Origin of the sequence: Tenacibaculum amylolyticum, from assembly GCF_964511145.1 — a bacterium.
In the GTDB taxonomy this organism is placed as follows: domain Bacteria; phylum Bacteroidota; class Bacteroidia; order Flavobacteriales; family Flavobacteriaceae; genus Polaribacter; species Polaribacter amylolyticum.
In genome coordinates this window covers 284,817-302,667 of sequence record NZ_CAZEFZ010000063.1, presented here as the reverse complement: position 1 = coordinate 302,667, position 17,851 = coordinate 284,817, and the positions used below count along the sequence as shown (strand labels likewise).

The 17,851-nt window shown below is 29.4% G+C and carries 15 protein-coding genes; 12 read left to right on the top strand and 3 right to left on the bottom strand.

Going from position 1 to position 17,851, the window contains the following annotated elements:
- The first annotated feature begins 114 nt into the window (after nucleotides 1-114).
- The 12 genes from ACKTTC_RS14415 to ACKTTC_RS14360 all read left to right on the top strand — a co-directional run bounded on the left by ACKTTC_RS14415 (nucleotide 115) and on the right by ACKTTC_RS14360 (nucleotide 12,010).
- Entirely contained in the window at nucleotides 115-1,425 is a 1,311-nt protein-coding gene (locus tag ACKTTC_RS14415; protein WP_408040544.1) for an OmpA family protein, read from the top strand.
- A 151-nt stretch (nucleotides 1,426-1,576) separates the two neighbouring features.
- Nucleotides 1,577-2,008: a hypothetical protein gene (locus tag ACKTTC_RS14410; RefSeq protein WP_408040543.1), complete on the top strand. Its 432-nt coding sequence runs from the start codon at nucleotides 1,577-1,579 to the stop codon at nucleotides 2,006-2,008.
- A gap of 185 nt (nucleotides 2,009-2,193) precedes the next feature.
- Complete coding sequence (locus ACKTTC_RS14405) at nucleotides 2,194-2,730, top strand: helix-turn-helix domain-containing protein (protein ID WP_408040542.1); 537 nt, start codon at nucleotides 2,194-2,196, stop codon at nucleotides 2,728-2,730.
- 112 nt (nucleotides 2,731-2,842) lie between these two features.
- Nucleotides 2,843-4,645, top strand: a complete 1,803-nt coding sequence (locus tag ACKTTC_RS14400) for a formylglycine-generating enzyme family protein (RefSeq protein ID WP_408040541.1) — start codon at nucleotides 2,843-2,845, stop codon at nucleotides 4,643-4,645.
- A 219-nt stretch (nucleotides 4,646-4,864) separates the two neighbouring features.
- Nucleotides 4,865-6,316 (top strand): serine hydrolase, encoded by a 1,452-nt coding sequence (locus ACKTTC_RS14395; protein ID WP_408040540.1) that lies wholly within the window; start codon nucleotides 4,865-4,867, stop codon nucleotides 6,314-6,316.
- A gap of 352 nt (nucleotides 6,317-6,668) precedes the next feature.
- On the top strand, nucleotides 6,669-7,484 hold the full coding sequence (locus tag ACKTTC_RS14390; protein WP_408040539.1) for a DUF6597 domain-containing transcriptional factor: 816 nt from the start codon (nucleotides 6,669-6,671) through the stop codon (nucleotides 7,482-7,484).
- 72 nt (nucleotides 7,485-7,556) lie between these two features.
- Nucleotides 7,557-7,931 carry a VOC family protein gene (locus ACKTTC_RS14385; protein ID WP_408040538.1) on the top strand — a complete coding sequence of 125 codons (375 nt, stop codon included), beginning with the start codon at nucleotides 7,557-7,559 and terminating at the stop codon, nucleotides 7,929-7,931.
- Nucleotides 7,932-8,073: 142 nt separating this feature from the next.
- Nucleotides 8,074-8,715 (top strand): DEAD/DEAH box helicase family protein, encoded by a 642-nt coding sequence (locus ACKTTC_RS14380; protein ID WP_408040537.1) that lies wholly within the window; start codon nucleotides 8,074-8,076, stop codon nucleotides 8,713-8,715.
- 143 nt (nucleotides 8,716-8,858) lie between these two features.
- The gene (locus ACKTTC_RS14375; RefSeq protein WP_408040536.1) at nucleotides 8,859-9,839 is read left to right on the top strand and encodes a hypothetical protein; all 981 of its coding nucleotides are present in this window, start codon (nucleotides 8,859-8,861) and stop codon (nucleotides 9,837-9,839) included.
- Between the two features lie 133 nt (nucleotides 9,840-9,972).
- Nucleotides 9,973-10,374: a hypothetical protein gene (locus tag ACKTTC_RS14370; protein WP_408040535.1), complete on the top strand. Its 402-nt coding sequence runs from the start codon at nucleotides 9,973-9,975 to the stop codon at nucleotides 10,372-10,374.
- Between the two features lie 297 nt (nucleotides 10,375-10,671).
- Nucleotides 10,672-11,124 (top strand): hypothetical protein, encoded by a 453-nt coding sequence (locus ACKTTC_RS14365; protein WP_408040534.1) that lies wholly within the window; start codon nucleotides 10,672-10,674, stop codon nucleotides 11,122-11,124.
- 163 nt (nucleotides 11,125-11,287) lie between these two features.
- Nucleotides 11,288-12,010, top strand: a complete 723-nt coding sequence (locus tag ACKTTC_RS14360; protein ID WP_408040533.1) for a YebC/PmpR family DNA-binding transcriptional regulator — start codon at nucleotides 11,288-11,290, stop codon at nucleotides 12,008-12,010.
- Nucleotides 12,011-12,161: 151 nt separating this feature from the next.
- Here the strand turns inward: ACKTTC_RS14360 and ACKTTC_RS14355 are convergent, their stop codons facing one another.
- From ACKTTC_RS14355 to ACKTTC_RS14345, 3 genes are all read right to left on the bottom strand, one after another.
- Nucleotides 12,162-13,223: a sphingomyelin phosphodiesterase gene (locus ACKTTC_RS14355; RefSeq protein WP_408040532.1), complete on the bottom strand. Its 1,062-nt coding sequence runs from the start codon at nucleotides 13,221-13,223 to the stop codon at nucleotides 12,162-12,164.
- Nucleotides 13,224-13,750: 527 nt separating this feature from the next.
- Nucleotides 13,751-15,121 carry a gluzincin family metallopeptidase gene (locus ACKTTC_RS14350; protein WP_408040531.1) on the bottom strand — a complete coding sequence of 457 codons (1,371 nt, stop codon included), beginning with the start codon at nucleotides 15,119-15,121 and terminating at the stop codon, nucleotides 13,751-13,753.
- Between the two features lie 233 nt (nucleotides 15,122-15,354).
- Nucleotides 15,355-17,445, bottom strand: coding sequence for a vWA domain-containing protein (locus tag ACKTTC_RS14345; protein ID WP_408040530.1), 2,091 nt, complete (start codon nucleotides 17,443-17,445; stop codon nucleotides 15,355-15,357).
- Nucleotides 17,446-17,851 lie beyond the last annotated feature (406 nt).

The window sequence follows — 17,851 nt, the reverse complement described above, 5'->3', positions numbered from 1 at the left end:
ATAACAATTTGGTTTACAATCAATTTTGATTAAATTAGCATAACTTCTTAAGCTATAAGATATAAAGTCATATTCTCCCCTGAAATTAACTTAGCAATCTTAAAATATAGCACTATGAACCAAATAATCAAGACACTATTTATTTGTCTTTCATTTTTCTTTACCAATTATTCAGTAGAAGCTCAATTCTGGAAAAAACTCAAGAAAAAAGCAGAAGATACTGTATTGGAAAATGCTGAGGAAAAAGTAGAAGACGTACTCAACAAAAAAACAGAAAAAAAACAGGAAAAAACGAGTAAAAAGGAGCAACAAACTTCGCCAACAAAAGGTATTGATAAAGTAAAAAAAACCGAACAAGAAACCAATCCTACAAGCTTATACAGACATTTTAAGTTTATTCCAGGTGAGAAAGTTATTTTTTATGATGATTTAAATTACGAAGAAATAGGAGAATTCCCTTCTAAATGGGACTTATTAAAAGGCGGTGCAGAAATAGCTATATTAAATAACGAAAAAGTTATTATTCCTACTACAGATGATGCATACGATGCTAATATTATAGTTCCTTTATTTAGTAGCATCGATTATTTAGGTAATGAATTTACTATTGAGTTTGATATTTACATTGACAATCTAAAGGACAACTATGACGAGCAATTATTTGGTATATTCTTTAGTGGCAATAGTTCTAAAATTAAAGAAAATAGTAGATATAGCTTTAGCTATCCTGATATTAAGTTTGAAATAGCTCAAAAAGGCTTAAAAGGTATTGTGTATAAAGATTTAGCGAATACAGATGATGAATTTCCTTTAGAAAACATTGCAAAGAACAACATAAAACTAAATACTTGGCATCATATCTCTATTTCTTATTATAAGAGAAAATTAAAAGTATATTTTGATGAAAAACGTGTAGCTAATTTGCCAAATTTCCCAAAAGCAATTAATGGATTTGCTATTAAACTATTAAAGCCTCTAGATTATTCTGAGCAAAACGAATCTTTAGGCAGTAACTCCTTAAAAACTGGTGTTAAAAACATTCGTATCGCTCATGGTGGCGGACAACTGTATAAACGAATTATGAGTGATGGCAAGTATGTTACTAATGGAATTTTATTTGATTCTGGTAAAGCGATTATTTTACCTCAGTCTATGGGAATTATTAATAAAATGGTTAACATCTTAAAAGAAAAAAGCGATTGGAGTTTTGAGATTGTTGGTCATACAGACTCTGATGGAAACAAAAATGCTAATCTAGAGCTCTCTAAAAAACGTGCACAAGCAGTAAAAGATGCTATTATTTCTCAGGGAATTTCACCTGACAGGTTGTTTGCTTCTGGAAAAGGTACATCAGAACCTTTAAATGCAAATAGCAATGAACTTGAAAAAGCTAATAATCGTAGAGTAGAATTTATTCGTAAATAAAAAACTAATATTGATTACTTTCAAACGAGATATATTTAATTTACATTTGGTATATAAGAGTATCTAGAGGTAATCATTACACACCATTATGGCTATATAAACATACCTTTGGTACGTATATAAATAAGTTACCTGCAAGCTGAAGAAACCGATGAACATTCCAAAAACATCAGATGATTTTCAAAATGAATTTTATGCGTCTATTGACTTAATGGATAAAATTGGAGATTTAAGAATTCGACAATTCACGGACAAACTGAATAAAGTTTCTGATGAAATAATAGTGGACGGAATTGTGAAAGTGTTTGAAAACAAAAAAAGACCTGAAACGGAATATGTTGACCAAAAATACGCTGGAAAAATTTTAGACGTCCTTAAACCGAAATCAGAAATTGATTTAAGCTTAATTCTAAAATCGACAATCGGAAATTGGAATAAAAGCGTTGAGGAATTCCCATTTTGGATAAAAGAAAATTACGGAATTGAATCTGTGAAAAATAAATTGACTGAATTAGAAACTCAAAATCTGACAGAAATTGAATTTGACAAATTGAAAACGATAAAATGGTGGCTGAAAATATAAATCTGAACAAAAGCCAGAAGGTAACAATGTATAACCTCAATCACGGCGGAAGTCTATTAATTGAATTTATTTTCCTACACAAAAATCATAGCCAGCGGAAAAAAATGTAATTTTAAATCCACAACTGACGGTTACACAAGAGCATTGGCAATAATTTCACACATTGGAAAATAAATCAACTACACATGAATCTTAAAGCCATAAGAGACAAAAAGCATTTAACCCAAGAAGAGCTTGCTGAACAATCTGGGCTTTCCATACGAACCATACAACGCATAGAAGCTGGCCAAGAACCAAAAGGTCATACAGCCAAAGTACTTGCTAAAACTCTTGGTTTAGATTTATCTTCCTTAAACAAATCACACGAAATAACAGATACTATTAATTATTCATTGGTAAAACGAATAAATCTTTCTTCAGCATTTGTCAGTTTTATTCCTCTCTTAAATATTGTTTTACCACTAATCCTAAACCGTCGATACAAGCAAAACAATCATCTAGTAAGAGAAATCATTACTCTTCAAATTTTATGGAGCATTATTTCCACTCTTGCATTCTTCATTGCAGGGTTTCTTAAACTGACTTTTGACCTTCATCATCAAACCGCTCTTTGGATTTCTATTTTTCTAATTACACTAAACCTAGTTATAATCCTTGTCAATTCCGCAAATATTGATAAGCATAAAGAACTGTACTTCAAGTTAGGATTTAGTTTGATCTAATTGAATTTCAGTAATTTGAATTTACTGTCAGGATATTGTCAGATTATTGTCGGGGTAATTTCACAGAATAACTATCTCCTTTTTAGAATTTTTACTGAAAAATAATTCAATAATGAAGACAGTAAAATTTACAACAATAAATGAAGTCAATTTAGATGCTTTAATCATTAATAATTGCGAGCAAATCAAATTAAGGTCTAAACATATAAATATGTTATTAGTTTTTCTTGTATTTACATCATATTTAGCAGTAGCTCAAAATTATATTGTGCCACCAATGGTTACTATACCTGAAAGTGAGTTTACCATGGGGCATGAAACAGACCCAGCTGCAACTCCTTTACATAAAGTAAAAGTGAAAAGTTTTGATTTGGCAAAATATCCAGTAACCGTTTATGAGTTTAGAAAATTTGTAAAGGAAACTGGTTATACTCTTGAATCTAACTGCAACGACTTTATGGATAAGGAAGGAATGAGAGGACCTACATTTAAAGGAACTGGAATATGGGATAAGCATAGATACTCTTACAGCGATTTTCAACCTGTTACTTGTATCTCCTGGAATGATGCACAAAACTATATAAAATGGCTGAACAATAAAACAAGAGGTACATATCGTCTCCCAACTGAAGAAGAATGGGAGTATGCAGTTAAAGGAGGAACACATACACGTTATTTTTGGGGAGATGATCTCAATTACTCACAAGCCCATCTTTATGGTAACCTAGCAGATAAAACAGTAGAATATACTACAAATAATTCCTATGGATATAGTAGTAAGGGCTTTTTACCTATGATTTTAAATAATGATGGTGAAGCTTTTAATTCTATTGTAGGAATGTATAGACCAAATCCATATGGACTGTATGACATGCATGGAAATGTAGCAGAAATGTTGAATTCTTGTTATTACAGTAGTGGTTATCACATAAAAGAGGAAATGGAAACAAACCCTAAAAAATGTGAATTCATTGCTATTAGAGGAGGAACATGGCATTACCCTCCAAAACCTTATTTTACTAGAGGAAGATATAAAAGAGAAGGATGGAGTGTAGCGGCAACCATAGGATTTCGTTTAGCATCAGATGCAACAAATCGTTTAAACCCTCATCCAACCACTCAGCAATTTGAAAAAGAGTTAAGAAATGCAATTGATTATAGGATTAATAATAGAAATGAAATAATTGAAGCCCCAAAAAAACTCTCTTTAAAAAGAGTTAATAAAGAAACTTATAACCTTACTTGGCACCTATCTACCGATTCCAGAGTAAAGTCGTACGAAGTATATAAATCAAAAACTCCTTATTCATATTTATCAGGAGGTTACTTTAAAAAGTATTATGACAAAATAGAAACATTAGATTCGAAAAGTAAATCATTACATGTGAAGATTACAGAAAAAGGCACAAGTTTTATTGTTGTCGCTGTTTCTGAAAAAATGACAAGTTTACCAAGTAAAGTAGGAATAGAAATAGAAGCAAAAGATGTAAATATTCCAGGAAAAATTTCTGTTCAAGAGTTTTCGGAAATAGAAAATGTTCCTTTATATCATATCCCAGCAAAAAAAGATAAACCTGAAGACTTTTTTCTTTTTAAAACAAATCTAGACTTTGAAAATAAACAGTCGTCTATATCATTTAAAGTGAATGTAAAAAAGAGTGGTTGGTATTGGTTTAATTATAGAGGAAGTAGTTTTATTAAAGATAAATTTTTTGATCTTTGGTTAGATAATAAATTAGTAAGTACCATAGAGTACGACCCTAAAAGGAATGATAAAATATCTCTCCATAATAAACTATATCTAAATGAAGGAAAACATTCGCTACAATTAACAATAATGAAAGAAGAATTTGATCGTTGGTCGCTAACATGGCTTAAATTTTCTGAAGTGAAGAACCAACCTTCTTTTGAGTAGATTTCTATTTTGCTAATTGTACTAAGCTTTGTTCTAACACCTGTCAATACAGCAAATATTGATAAGCATAAAGAACTGTACTTTAAACCATCACTCAATCTTATCAAACTTATTTTAAACACATTAAAGCAATCGTCAGATTATTGTCAGATTATTGTCAGGCTAATTTTATGGCTATAATCATTGCTTTCTTAGAGTTTTGTAAAAAATAATTCAACAATGAAAACAGTAAATATTTTCACAATCCTATTTTTAATTTTAGCACATAGTAATTCGTTTGCTCAAAATAAACATCAATCATCAATTAATTCCAAAATAAACACCTATTTAGAAAATGGAGTTGAAAATGGTTTTTCCGGAGCCATAGCCATTATAAAAGACGGAGAAGTTGTCATTAATCAAGGGTATGGTATAGCAAATAAAAACACTTCATTACTAAACAATCCGAATACAATTTTTGATATTGGTTCTAATACTAAACAGTTCACAGCAACAGCTATTTTAAAATTGGTAGAAATGGGAAAGCTAAGTGTAACCGATTCGTTGTCCTTATTTTTCAAACATCTACCAAAAGACAAGCAAAATATTACCATCCATCAGTTATTAACCCATACATCGGGTTTTATGGATGTGATTGGAAATGATTTTGACAACATCACACCTAAACAATTTTTTGATACAGTTTTTGACAGTAAGTTGTTATCAAATCCAGGAGAAAAATTTAAATATTCCAATGTTGGTTATAGTATTTTGGGTAAAATTATTGAGTTAACATCTGGATTAGAATATGAAGCGTTTTTAAACCAATACCTGTTCCTTCCAGCAGGAATGAGCCAAACGGGATACCTGCTACCAAAATGGAATAACGAACAAATCTCTCGAAGTTATAATCGAGGGGTTTTAGAAGATGAGTCGTCAATTGTAAAGTATCAAAAAAATGGCACTATTAGTTGGAATTTAAAGGCCAATGGCGGGATCAATTCAACACAAAATGATATGATTCTATGGTACAACGCACTAAAATCCAATAAGATTATCACGAAGAAATCATTTGAAAAAATGACCACAGCTTATGCAGACTATCCAGATAGCAAACTAAACTATGGTTATGGTTGGACAGTAAAGAAATTGGATGGTAGCGCTAAGCGTATTACACATAATGGGTCAAACGGCGCCTACTCACATTCTCTAATTTGGTATCCTAAAAAGAATATTTATATTGTTTATGCCACAAATGCTAATAGCGAAAAGGTTGAGTACCTTGCCTATGTAGTAGCCAAAATGATCTTGGATGAAACATATACCCCAAAACCCATAGAAAACAATGTTTATGCTTTTGCTCTTGGCTATATGGAAAATAACAGTAGCGATAAATCCGAAGAACTCATCGCTTTACTAAAAGAAAAATATGCTGAAAATTTTACAAGCTCCAGATTGTTAAATTCCATTGGAAACATTTTGCTCATGCTTAACCAACATAAAGATTGGGCTGTAGCATTATTTGAAAAAAATGTTGACCTTTATCCTAACGATGGAAACCTTTGGGATTCTTTAGGTGATATCTATAAAGCAAATAATCAAAAAGAAGAAGCTACAAAGAGCTATAAAAAAGCAATTGAACTGGGTTATGAGGATTCTAAAGGAAAGTTAAATGATTTAGTAAAAAATTGAAACGAAAACCAATAAACTAATTACAATTTTAAAACTCTTACCTTTCTCAATTTTGTAGAGAATTTAAATTTTTTATAAAAAATGAATACTGTAAATCCTGTTTGTTGGTTTGATATTAATGTATCAAACATAGAACGTGCTAAGAAATTTCACGAAACTAAAAAAGCATAAAAAAACTATAATTCATAGAGTTAAAACACTAATCAGAATACAACAAATGACAGAACAAAATATTGAAAACACCATTCAAAATTGGAATAAATAGAGTGAAAATAACTAGTACCAACAAAATGTATAATTAATAACATTTATGATTGATTGTTACTAAATTCGACTCCTGAAAAGAAATCGTATGAATCCGAAAATATTTGAACCAAATAATGAGTTAACAGACTTTGTAAAATGTTATTGGACATTAGAAAGTTCTTTGGAAAAAACTCCAGTAAAAAATACAATTATTCCAGATGGTACAATGAAATTAATTTTTCATTATGGTGATTTATATTGGCACCATCCTAAAAATGGGGAGAGTTTTTTACAACCAAGATGTTTTTTAATAGGTCAACTAACTAAACCTTATATTGTTGAACCTACTGGGATAACTGGAACTTTTGTTGTTCGATTCCATCCAAATGGGTTTTCACCTTTTACCGATATCTCAATAAAGGATATGGAAAACAAACCTATTCCTTTAAAAAAATTATTTGGCAAAGAAGGAGAAAAATTAGAACAAGACATTTTAGAAGCAAAAACTACTAGTCAACGAATAAATATAGCTGATACATTTTTACTTGGGCTATTAAAAAGCAAAAAGGTAAAAGATCGAATTGTAAAATCTACAATAAAAACTATCTCTCAATATAAAGGATTACTTTCTGTTAATGAATTATCTAATCAAGCCAATTTAAATCGAAGGGTACTCGCTCGTAAATTTTCTTCAAATGTTGGATTAAGTCCAAAACAACTCTCAAAGATTATACGACTTCAGACAGCACTAAGATCATTATTACACAACGAAAAAAAGAGCTTAATAGATTTGACTTATGAGAATGAGTATTTTGACCAATCTCATTTCATTAAAGATTTTAAAGAATTTACTGGAATGACTCCAAAAGAATTTTATAGGGAAGATTTAAAGATGTCGTTGATTTTTGATTCGAAAAAATAATACTGTCCCATTTTTACAATTTTAAAACTCTGACCATTCTCAATTTTGTAGAGAATTTAAAATTTTTATAAAATGAATACTGCAAATCCTGTTTGTTGGTTCGATATTAATGTATCAAACATAGAACGAGCTAAGAAATTTTACGAAACTGTTTTTGACATAAAATTAACTGATTTACCTATTGAATGGGGAAAACAATCAACTTTTCCTTTTGAAAACAATGGAATAAACGCCACAGGAGCCCTCGTTGAAAAAGAAGACTATGTTCCTAGTGAAAACAATACAGTAGTATATTTTTTATCTCATAATTGTACCACAGAAGAAAATAGAGTTGAAAGTGCAGGTGGAAAAATAATTAAGTCCAAAACACCGATTGGAGAATTTGGTTTTATTTCAATATTACTAGACACTGAAGGAAACACAATTGGGCTACATTCAAGAAAATAGTGCTAGCGCGATAGCGGTTTAAGTACAAACTTAAACCGTTTTCTCCTTTTATTAAGTATCTTTCAATCCAAAGTTAGAAAGAATTTTAAATCAGTATTTACTTTTACAAAAAAGTGTTAGGTATACTTTTGAAGTTAAAAACATGAATAAATTAACTATTATTTTAGAAGGTGCTAGTGGAATTGGTAAAACGACACTATGCAAAAAACTTCAAAATAATTACAAAACTATTCCTGAAGTAAATCAATTATTTGAAAGAACAAATAATTCAGATAATTATTGGTATTTGAAAAAACAAATTGAACGATTTAAAATTGGAAATACGTCTAATATAACTACAATTTTTGATGGAGATCTTTTTCAGCCTATCTGGTATAATTGGATTTATAATTATCCTAAAGAGTTTTTATCCGCGGAGAAAACTCATGAGTTCTACAAAGAAAACATAAAGAATCAAAATATTCAATTTCCAGATTTGTACATTGTATTTTATTGCTCAGAAGAGGAATTACGGAGAAGAAAAAATAGCGATAAGACCAGATTGAGACGAAATTTTGAAAAGCATCTGTTATTCATAAAACCTCAAATTGCATATTTCGAATACATTCAAAAGTTTACACCTATTAACGTGAAATTTATTGAATATACAGATCTGGAAAGTACATATGAAAAAGTTAAATTGGCTATTGAGGAAACTGAAATAAAGAAAAAAAATGATTTGGAAGCATTTAACAATATCGAAACTTGGATGCTTAAAACTAAATGTAACAACATTTATAATTAATTAATTGTGATTGATTCCTTGATTAAAAACTCAACCTAATTAATTATTTTTAGGCTACAAGGGAAAATGGATTGCGTTCTTTTCCCTAAAATTTTATACACAAACATGCTATAGTAAATTAAGAAAATAAAAAATCCTGATCAATGAAACAAAATACACAAAAAATTAAAGCTTCTATTTTAGTTTTCATTGGTTTTTCCCTTTTACTTTTTGGTAGTCTAGTTCTAAACTCATTTAGAAAAAGCTCACTTGATTTGTATAGTGCTTTACCAGTTTTTATTCAGGCTATTCCTTTATTCGTTCTCAAGATAATTGCTGTCGTATGCATTACCACAGGTTTTTTCATCTTACTTAAAGGGAAAAAATTATTTAAGACAACTCTGGATCTTGAAAAATTCAATACTGACACCCCATTCGTGCTATATCTTAGGCCTTTTGATTTTGATGAAGATGATCAGATAAAAAACATAGGAGGTATAAGTCATACTGGTTTCGAAGTTAAAAAAACGATAGAATCTCAAATATCAAGTGCTTTCAAAAAAGTTGGTAAAGTAATTTCCATAAGTAATCCTAAACTTGACCTACAAGTTCTTGGATCTACAAAATATAAAGCTAATCAAGATAATTGGAAAGAATCTGTTGAACAATTAATTAGAGAGTCACAAATTGTTGTTGTCACCCTTGGTACCTCAGATAGTATAATTTGGGAAATTATTACCTGCCTGAGGGTAAAAGAGCCGAGAGAAATCCTTTTCATCAATCCTTTATTTGAAGAAAGATATGATATAAAAAGAGGTTTCTTTCAACAGCTTTTGGAGATTCTTAACAATAGAAATATAGATGTAAATATTGATGTTGAATCATTATCTAGTGAAGAAAACACCGCTCTGGTTACAATTAATGAAAATAATAAGATGTATACGTCTAAAGCTAGTTTTTTAAGTAGATTGACAGAATCAATGGTAAATCAAACTATTCGAGCTGATGTTATAAATTGGTTAGAAATAAATAATTACCAAACAAAATCAAGATTAAAAAAAATGTATGAATGGATCTTTTTTGTATTCTTTATTCTAATGACATTAGTTTGTTTTTGGGCTTTTTACATGGCTTTTACAGAATAATTTGATATACATAAATCCCCAAAAGAACAATAATTAATCGAAACCTCAACCAAAAATGTGCCGATACGGAATTAACAGTTATAAACCACATTACGCTTGTTTTAAATGCAGAAAAACATTTAAAAGGAGATTAATGGTTGACATTGACAACAATTTTAAAGATTGGGAAAAACAATCGTATAAATGTCCCGATTGCGATGGAATGACTGCAAATATGGGGCTTGACTTTGAGTCTCCAAAAAAATCAGATTTAAAAGCTTGGAATCACTTAAAAGAACTTTATGAAGCTGGAGTCACATTTCATTCATGTGGTTGTTCTGGCCCAGGATATATTCCGAAAGATAAAAACACTTTAATTGATTTTCTGACTAAGAAAAAAGAGACGTATATTGAAAATCTCAGATTTTGGCAACAAGAATTGAACCGAAAAATGATAGCGAAAAAAATAAAGACTGGAATAAAAATAATCTGTTTCTATTTAGTTTACCTAGCGAGTTTACAACTGGTACTAAAAAGAGAAGAAAAACGGACTTGAAAAAAGCTGTGGAATATTGGGCTGAAAAAGTAAATGAAATAGAAAAGAAAATAGTAAAAATTATTGGTAACGGTATATAATCATAATTACAGCTAAATTTCCTTGCTGGAAATACAATCTTATTAATTACCTTTCGATTATAACGGAAAAGAACTCATTCCCTTTTCTCCTAAAAAATACATCCCATATACTCGAAAAAAAACGATGAAACTGAATTTTATACATCTCTTTTTAACTTTAATACTTATCTCTTCATATTGTTTCTCTCAAGAACCTAGCTGTGAATTCATAGTTATTTTGAAAAATATTCAAGATGACAAATACGATTATAGAATTCTAATACAGCATAATTATAAAAAAGAAAATATTGATTCAATCAAAAAAAGAATGAAAACTAGAGGTATATCAAATTATTCTTTTCAAATCGAAAGTTCTCTGTTAAAATCTGATTCTAATAACAAAATTATTGTTGGTTATACTTCTAGCTATTGTTTTCCTGATCGAAGTATTAAGAATCAGTTGAGAATTATAATCGCTAGAAAAGAAAAAAGTAAAAGTGATATTGAACTTATGTATAGTTTATGCAAATTAGCACCAGGAAGAACAGAAATTATAGTTAAAAAATTTGAAGCTGGACAAAGAAAATGTGAAGTATTTGAATATCAAAAAGATTATTTAAGCAAAAAAAATGTGGACTACGGACGTAATCAGTATTTAAACTTAAAATCAAGAAAAATATTTCTAAAATAAAAATATCAATTGATAATACTTACATACTCGTTTTTGGCAAAATACATTTAGCATATCACTTTTCATTATAATCCATTTTTCTTTTCTTTCTATAAAGAAGGTTTCTTTTATAAATAATCTGATTTTTTTACATTTGCTATCATTGAAATTATAACAGTAAGAAATGGGAAGAGCATTTGAATTTAGAAAGGCAAGAAAAATGAAACGTTGGTCGGCTATGGCTAAGACTTTTACCAGAATTGGTAAAGATATTGTAATGGCTGTAAAAGAAGGAGGACCTAATCCAGAAACCAACTCTCGTTTACGTGTTGTTATTCAGAATGCTAAGGCAGCTAATATGCCTAAGGATAATGTTGCTCGTGCAATTAAAAAAGCATCAGATAAAGATACAGCAAACTATAAAGAGGTATTATTTGAAGGATATGCTCCTCATGGAATTGCCATCTTAGTAGAAACAGCTACTAACAACAATAACAGAACTGTTGCGAATGTTCGTGCAGCTTTTAATAAGTGTAATGGAAACTTAGGAACTTCTGGTTCGGTTGCTTTTATGTTTGACCATGTGGTAAACTTTAAAGTAAAAGAAGAATCTTTAGGAATGGATTTAGAGGAGTTCGAAATGGAAATGATTGATTTTGAAGTAGAAGAGGTTTTTGCCGATGAAGAAGACAATAGCGTAATGCTATATGCTCCTTTTGGTCAGTTTGGAGCCATTCAAGGATATTTAGAAGAAAACAATATCGAAATTATTTCTTCTGAATTTGAGCGTATTCCTACTACCACAACAAAGCTTTCTCAGGAACAACAAGAAGAAGTAGAAAAATTACTAGAGCGTTTAGAAGAAGATGATGATGTGAATCAAGTCTACCACTCTATGGAAGCTTAACAGCTTTATTCTCTTAGTTAAATAATATAAAAAGCCTCATTTGTTCATAAATGAGGCTTTGTTTTTACTACTTTTTTATTCTAAATCAATCTTTTGCTTGTTTCTGATAATCTCTAAAAATATTATTAGAATGAAAGATTAAGACTTCTAATTAATATTGAAAGTAATAGGTTTGTACTACCGGATGGTGATCTGACAAATCATTTCCGCTAGCATCTATAGCTTTTACTGTTTGTTGGCTCGGACTTGGGTAATACATAGGTTGTTTAGCTCCTGCACCACTACTTACAAAAATATAATCTAAAGTTTGTGGTTCGTAAATTTGATTCATTGCAATATTAACAGTGTTCTTAGGATCGTACGTTGGCACGTTATTTCCTAAATCAACAGCATTTCCTTCAATAATATTCTTCATTCGTTCTACTCCCGGTGCGTCCCAATCTGGCACATTCATATCACCTGCAATAATAATAGGTTCATCTGCTCCAATTACACCTGAGCTCTTTAAGCTATTCATAAATACTGTTAATTCATTTAATTGCTCCTCTCTTGTTGTTGCCGTTCTCCTATAATTAACATCTGATTCATCTGCTTGTAAATGCATTCCGAAAACGTGGAATATTCTTCCATTTTTGTTAATTTTTGCATAGGCTACACCTTTATTCGAATTATAATCGCTAGTACCATAAGTACTACTCTTAAATATTAATTGTTGATCGTGAACAATAGGCCATTTACTATATATTTTTACGCCTCCATTTACTACAAACCAAGAACTGCTACAGTTAGAACCTCTATACATTGCATCAAAATATAAATCAGATCTATTACCAGCATCCCATCCTCCACAATATTGACCTACTAATCCTGATTGTTGTGTATGATACGTTAATCTATTCGTAAAATTAGGAACATGTTTATTAAACGCTTCCTGAACTACTAACACATCCAAATCGTTATTTTTATTTATAAAATTTGCTTGTCCTATAGCTCTTTCTTTTTCTTTATACTGATAAGCAACTGCAATAGAGGGTAAATGCCGAATGTTATAACTCATGACTTTAAAAGGAACTGTGTTTAAAGATTCTTTTTTTGAAGCATTTGTTTTAGCTTCTGTTTCATTTAGTAATTCCTCATTGTTATTACAGTTGGAAAATGTAGTCATCATTAAAGCTATTGTACTAGCTAATGTAATTTTCTTAAAGTGTTTCATAAGGGTTTATTTAAAATTTATTAATAGGTTACGGTTAATTCTGCTTCTCTTAAAAGCTATGCTAAAACTATATCTCATACTACATTCTTTTAAAAACATTTTAGTTATTAAAAATTGACTAAATCGTTAATTTAATTTTTCTACTTCTAATAAATTCAAACTGAAATTTTATTATGGAAAAGTGAGATGGTTAAGCAAATACCTTCAAGAGAAAATAAATGATTTTTATTACGCTTCTTAAGAAAACTCTGACTTAAAACTAAACAACAACACTTTATAGTTCTTTAGTAAGTAGTTTATTGTTTTAACAATCATATAATATCTTCACTAGAAAACTTGAGTAACTAAACTATCAATAGAAGGTTAAATCAATTGGTTATATTGATTTTCTTAAGTTCGTATATCTATAAATTTAGAGAAATATTATGATATAAAAGCGCTTTGTTTAGTTTTAAACAAATAGCATAAAAAAACTCCCTACTAGCATTTTAGTAGGGAGCTTTTAATTATAATATCATTCTAAAAGATTAGCTATAATTTTTTAGAATCTCACTTTTTATATTTTGTTCGAACTTTTTATTGGAAATAAATTTCTTCATGAATTTATTGAATTCTTTTTCATTAATTCCTGCATTTATTGCTGCTTTTTTCCATTTATCTAAAGTCAAAGTTTCGTTTTCACTAAGTTGTAACAACTCTTTTATTATCAAACTCATTTTTTTTCTACCAAACTTATCTTCAAATAACTTTAGCATTAAAGGAGCCACTCTATACCTATATTTATTCCCAATTTCATTTTCATTCTTTATTTTATCTAACGAAATAAAACTTTCATCATCTTTAATACTTTTTGCTTGCTTTATTAAAGTTTCTTTCAAAAAATCTGCTCCAGATAGTTCTTCTATAACTGTATATGATAAATATTCAGCAAACGATTCTATCCAAAACCAACTTAATTCGCCCGACTTTACATTATATCCGAAGTAATTATGTCCAAATTCATGTCCGAAATATTTGAACATTCTATTGTTTAAATCTCCATTTTCTTTTAACATCTTATTAAAATCCAAATTGGTAAAGGCAAACGCTGGGTAGGAATTAAAACCCCAACTACTCCCTTCTTTTCTTTTATTCAATGCTATGTGATTAATTAAATAAACCTTATCTGTAAATGCTAAGTCTAAATTTTTAGACAAGTATTTTTTAATCACTTCTATATTCTTAAATACTTTTGATGAATTTTCTTTAGTTACGGATGTATTTATTATGTAATTGCCATCATTCTCTATAAAATCATAATCTCCCACAAAAAGCAATAAAGGATGAGCTTTTTTAGAAACAAACTGAGTAGAATTTCCTTTTTTTGGTGCACTTCCATTGATAAAAATAGTATTTCCTCCAACAACATTAATCTTTACATTATACGTATAACTATTAATTAGTTTATCTTTTGCAACATCATAAATTACTGGATACCATTTTGTTTGTTCTGTAGCTCTTAAGGTTTCGCCATTAAATGCAATAATACCTTTATAATCGAATGCACTAAATTCATTTTCGTAAATTGGAAATGCTCCTTTATAACTGATGTGGAATGTTGAAGGAATAGTTGGTGCATCGTCTTTTAATATATATTCAATTCCTTCTCCTTTTACTTTTGCATTATAATGACCTTTATAATCAATTAGTTCATTATTCTCATTTTTAAAGTATTTAACATTCATTCCTTTATTCAATAAAATACGGTAATCTTCTATTTTGGGAATGTTTGACAGGTCAAAATTGCATTTAATTACTCCTGTATTCATATCAATATCTACGCTTCCTTGAATATGAATTTGCGCATGTATAGCACTGAAGAATAACAAAGTACAAATGGTAATTATTTTAAATTTCATTGTATAGTATATATTTAGGTTTAGGGTCTACTTTTTAACAAAGACTTTTCATTTTTCAAATAGTTACTATAAGTCAAGAATTAACTTATTGTACCCTACCAAATATATTATTTACACTATCGAAATTTAACTTTTTTAAGTTTTTTCACTTTTATTTAACAAGAACACAAAATGTTAAAATATTAAGTATACAACAAAGAAAAAACACCGTAAAAAACGGTGTTTTCTTATCACTAATCAATATACGATTTTACCAATCTTATAAACTCGCTTCTATAACCTTCTTTATCTATTCCTTTTCCTTGATTTGCTAATGCAACTACATTTTGCATTGTAGTATTATTCTTAAATTTTGATTTCCTTAAATGCATACCAAATAAAGCAACAGCTGCAGAAAAATTCATATCTACTGTAGGTGTATTTATTACATCTTTCACAACTTTTATAAGCGCTTTACTTTTTTCTTCTGTTGGTTTCTTATATCTAAATTTTACCGTTAATAATTCATCTGCATACTCTTCAATTGTTTGTTTATTAGTATACTTTAGTGTTGGAATGTCTTTTAAATACTTACTTTCTGTTCCAACAGGGATTACTTCGTATAAAGCTGTAACTGTGTGTCCGCTTCCTAATTCTCCTGCATCTTTTGTATCATCTATAAAGTCTTCATCTTCTAACAATCTATTTTCATACCCTATTAAACGATAGGCTTGTACTTTTTTTGGATTAAACTCTACCTGAATCTTTACATCTTTAGCTATTGTATGTAATGTTCCTCCAAATTCTTTTCCGAATACTTTTTGAGCTTCTTGCATCGTATCTATATAGGCATGATTTCCATTTCCTTTATCTGCTAAGATTTCTAATTTATCATCTTTATAATTTCCATAACCAAAACCTAATACTGATAAAAATACTCCGGTTTTTCGCTTCTCTACTATTAATTCTTCCATTGCTTTATTGGAAGATCTTCCCACATTAAAATCTCCATCTGTAGCTAAAATCACTCTATTATTTCCCTTTCTCTTAAAGTTCTTTTCGGCTAATTTGTAAGCTAACTCAATTCCTTCCCCTCCTGCAGTAGATCCACCTGCCTCCAAGGCATCTAAAGCTTTTAAAATCTTTTCTTTATTCTTACCAGAAGTTGGTTCTAACACAACACCTGCTGCTCCTGCATATACTACAATAGCAACTCTATCTTTCTCTCTTAATTCGTGTACTAATAGTTTAAAAGCTTTCTTTAGTAATGGCAATTTATTGCTTGAACTCATTGACCCAGAAACATCTATTAAAAACGTAAGATTTGAAGCTGGTAATTCTTCTTGTTTGTATTCTTTTCCTTGCAATCCAATCCTTACTAATTTAGTTTCGGAATTCCATGGTGTTTGTATTACTTCTGTATTGATTGAAAATGGAGTTTCTCCTTCTGGCTGTGTATAATTATAATCGAAATAGTTAATCATTTCTTCAATTTTAACAGCATCTGCAACTACTTTTTCTCCATTATTAATCATTCTTCTAATATTGCTATATGAAGCCTTATCAACATCTATTGAAAAAGTAGACAAAGGATTAGTATATACATTTTCAAATTGATTTTCATGAATTGATGCATAAGCATCATCGTTTTCTATTCTATAATTTCCTTTTTTAGTTGTGATAACAATACATCCATTCTTTGCAGAAGAACCAAATGTTTGTTTGGCTTTGTATGGTTTATATACATTAATACTTTCTATTTGATCCTTACTAATGTTTTTCGCTATTTCATTGAACTGAGAGTTCACTGGTTGTCCATCTATTATATATAAAGGCTCTTTGTTTTTTGCTTTACAATGCTTACAATTTCGCCCACCTATTTTAACATCATTTGAATTTCCTATGTTTGGTTTACTAAGTATAAGCTGGTTGTTTATTTTTTGATGAAGTTTATTGATTTTTTTAGGACGTGAACGTTTATAATTAGCTTGAACAGCTGAGCCTACTCTCATCGATTTTCTAGTAGTTCCATACGCCGTAACAACCACCTCTTCTAAAAGACTATCTGTAGTTAATACAACATTAATTATTGTTGTATTTTTCACTTCTTTCTCTACGGTTTTCATCCCAACAAAAGCAAATACTAACACCTCTCCTACTTTTGCTTTGATTTCATATTTCCCATCGAAATCTGTTTCTGTTCCATTCGTCGTGCCTTTTACTAAAACACTAACTCCTGGTAAGGGTCCTGATTCATCTGAAACAATTCCTTTAACTAACTTTTCTTGCCCATGAGCAAATGGGATCCATAAGACAAGTATTAAAATTTGTAATAATTTCTTCATAACTAAAACTGTTTTTGTTTATAACAAATCTATACAGTCAGTTACTTTGATCAAATGAAAAATTAGAGAACACATTATTACAATGAGTAAAATGGTATAAAGGAGACGTGAAATATTAATTCTTATATTTTTTTATAGCATTTTTAAATCTCAGAAATTTAATTCTTTATTATTAATAATAAACTGTTTTATGAATCAGTTATCTATTTAGTAATAAAAAAAAAACAATCCTATTTGTAAGCTACTATATTTTAATACAACTATTATTGACACTATTAAAAACTCCCCATATGAAAACTAAATATCTTATAAAGAATACCAATATACCGCTAACTTATCAGCTTTTTAATCAGCTACAATAAGATTCTATTTTATTTACAATTTATTTTAAAATTAAGGTAGGGTA

What these genes read in the sequence shown, in the direction of transcription:
- ACKTTC_RS14415 (WP_408040544.1), top strand. Translation starts at nt 115, where the DNA reads ATGAACCAAATAATCAAGACACTATTTATTTGTCTTTCATTTTTCTTT.
- ACKTTC_RS14410 (WP_408040543.1), top strand. Translation starts at nt 1,577, where the DNA reads ATGAACATTCCAAAAACATCAGATGATTTTCAAAATGAATTTTATGCG.
- ACKTTC_RS14405 (WP_408040542.1), top strand. Translation starts at nt 2,194, where the DNA reads ATGAATCTTAAAGCCATAAGAGACAAAAAGCATTTAACCCAAGAAGAG.
- ACKTTC_RS14400 (WP_408040541.1), top strand. Translation starts at nt 2,843, where the DNA reads ATGAAGACAGTAAAATTTACAACAATAAATGAAGTCAATTTAGATGCT.
- ACKTTC_RS14395 (WP_408040540.1), top strand. Translation starts at nt 4,865, where the DNA reads ATGAAAACAGTAAATATTTTCACAATCCTATTTTTAATTTTAGCACAT.
- ACKTTC_RS14390 (WP_408040539.1), top strand. Translation starts at nt 6,669, where the DNA reads ATGAATCCGAAAATATTTGAACCAAATAATGAGTTAACAGACTTTGTA.
- ACKTTC_RS14385 (WP_408040538.1), top strand. Translation starts at nt 7,557, where the DNA reads ATGAATACTGCAAATCCTGTTTGTTGGTTCGATATTAATGTATCAAAC.
- ACKTTC_RS14380 (WP_408040537.1), top strand. Translation starts at nt 8,074, where the DNA reads ATGAATAAATTAACTATTATTTTAGAAGGTGCTAGTGGAATTGGTAAA.
- ACKTTC_RS14375 (WP_408040536.1), top strand. Translation starts at nt 8,859, where the DNA reads ATGAAACAAAATACACAAAAAATTAAAGCTTCTATTTTAGTTTTCATT.
- ACKTTC_RS14370 (WP_408040535.1), top strand. Translation starts at nt 9,973, where the DNA reads ATGGTTGACATTGACAACAATTTTAAAGATTGGGAAAAACAATCGTAT.
- ACKTTC_RS14360 (WP_408040533.1), top strand. Translation starts at nt 11,288, where the DNA reads ATGGGAAGAGCATTTGAATTTAGAAAGGCAAGAAAAATGAAACGTTGG.
- ACKTTC_RS14355 (WP_408040532.1), bottom strand. Translation starts at nt 13,223, where the DNA reads ATGAAACACTTTAAGAAAATTACATTAGCTAGTACAATAGCTTTAATG.
- ACKTTC_RS14350 (WP_408040531.1), bottom strand. Translation starts at nt 15,121, where the DNA reads ATGAAATTTAAAATAATTACCATTTGTACTTTGTTATTCTTCAGTGCT.
- ACKTTC_RS14345 (WP_408040530.1), bottom strand. Translation starts at nt 17,445, where the DNA reads ATGAAGAAATTATTACAAATTTTAATACTTGTCTTATGGATCCCATTT.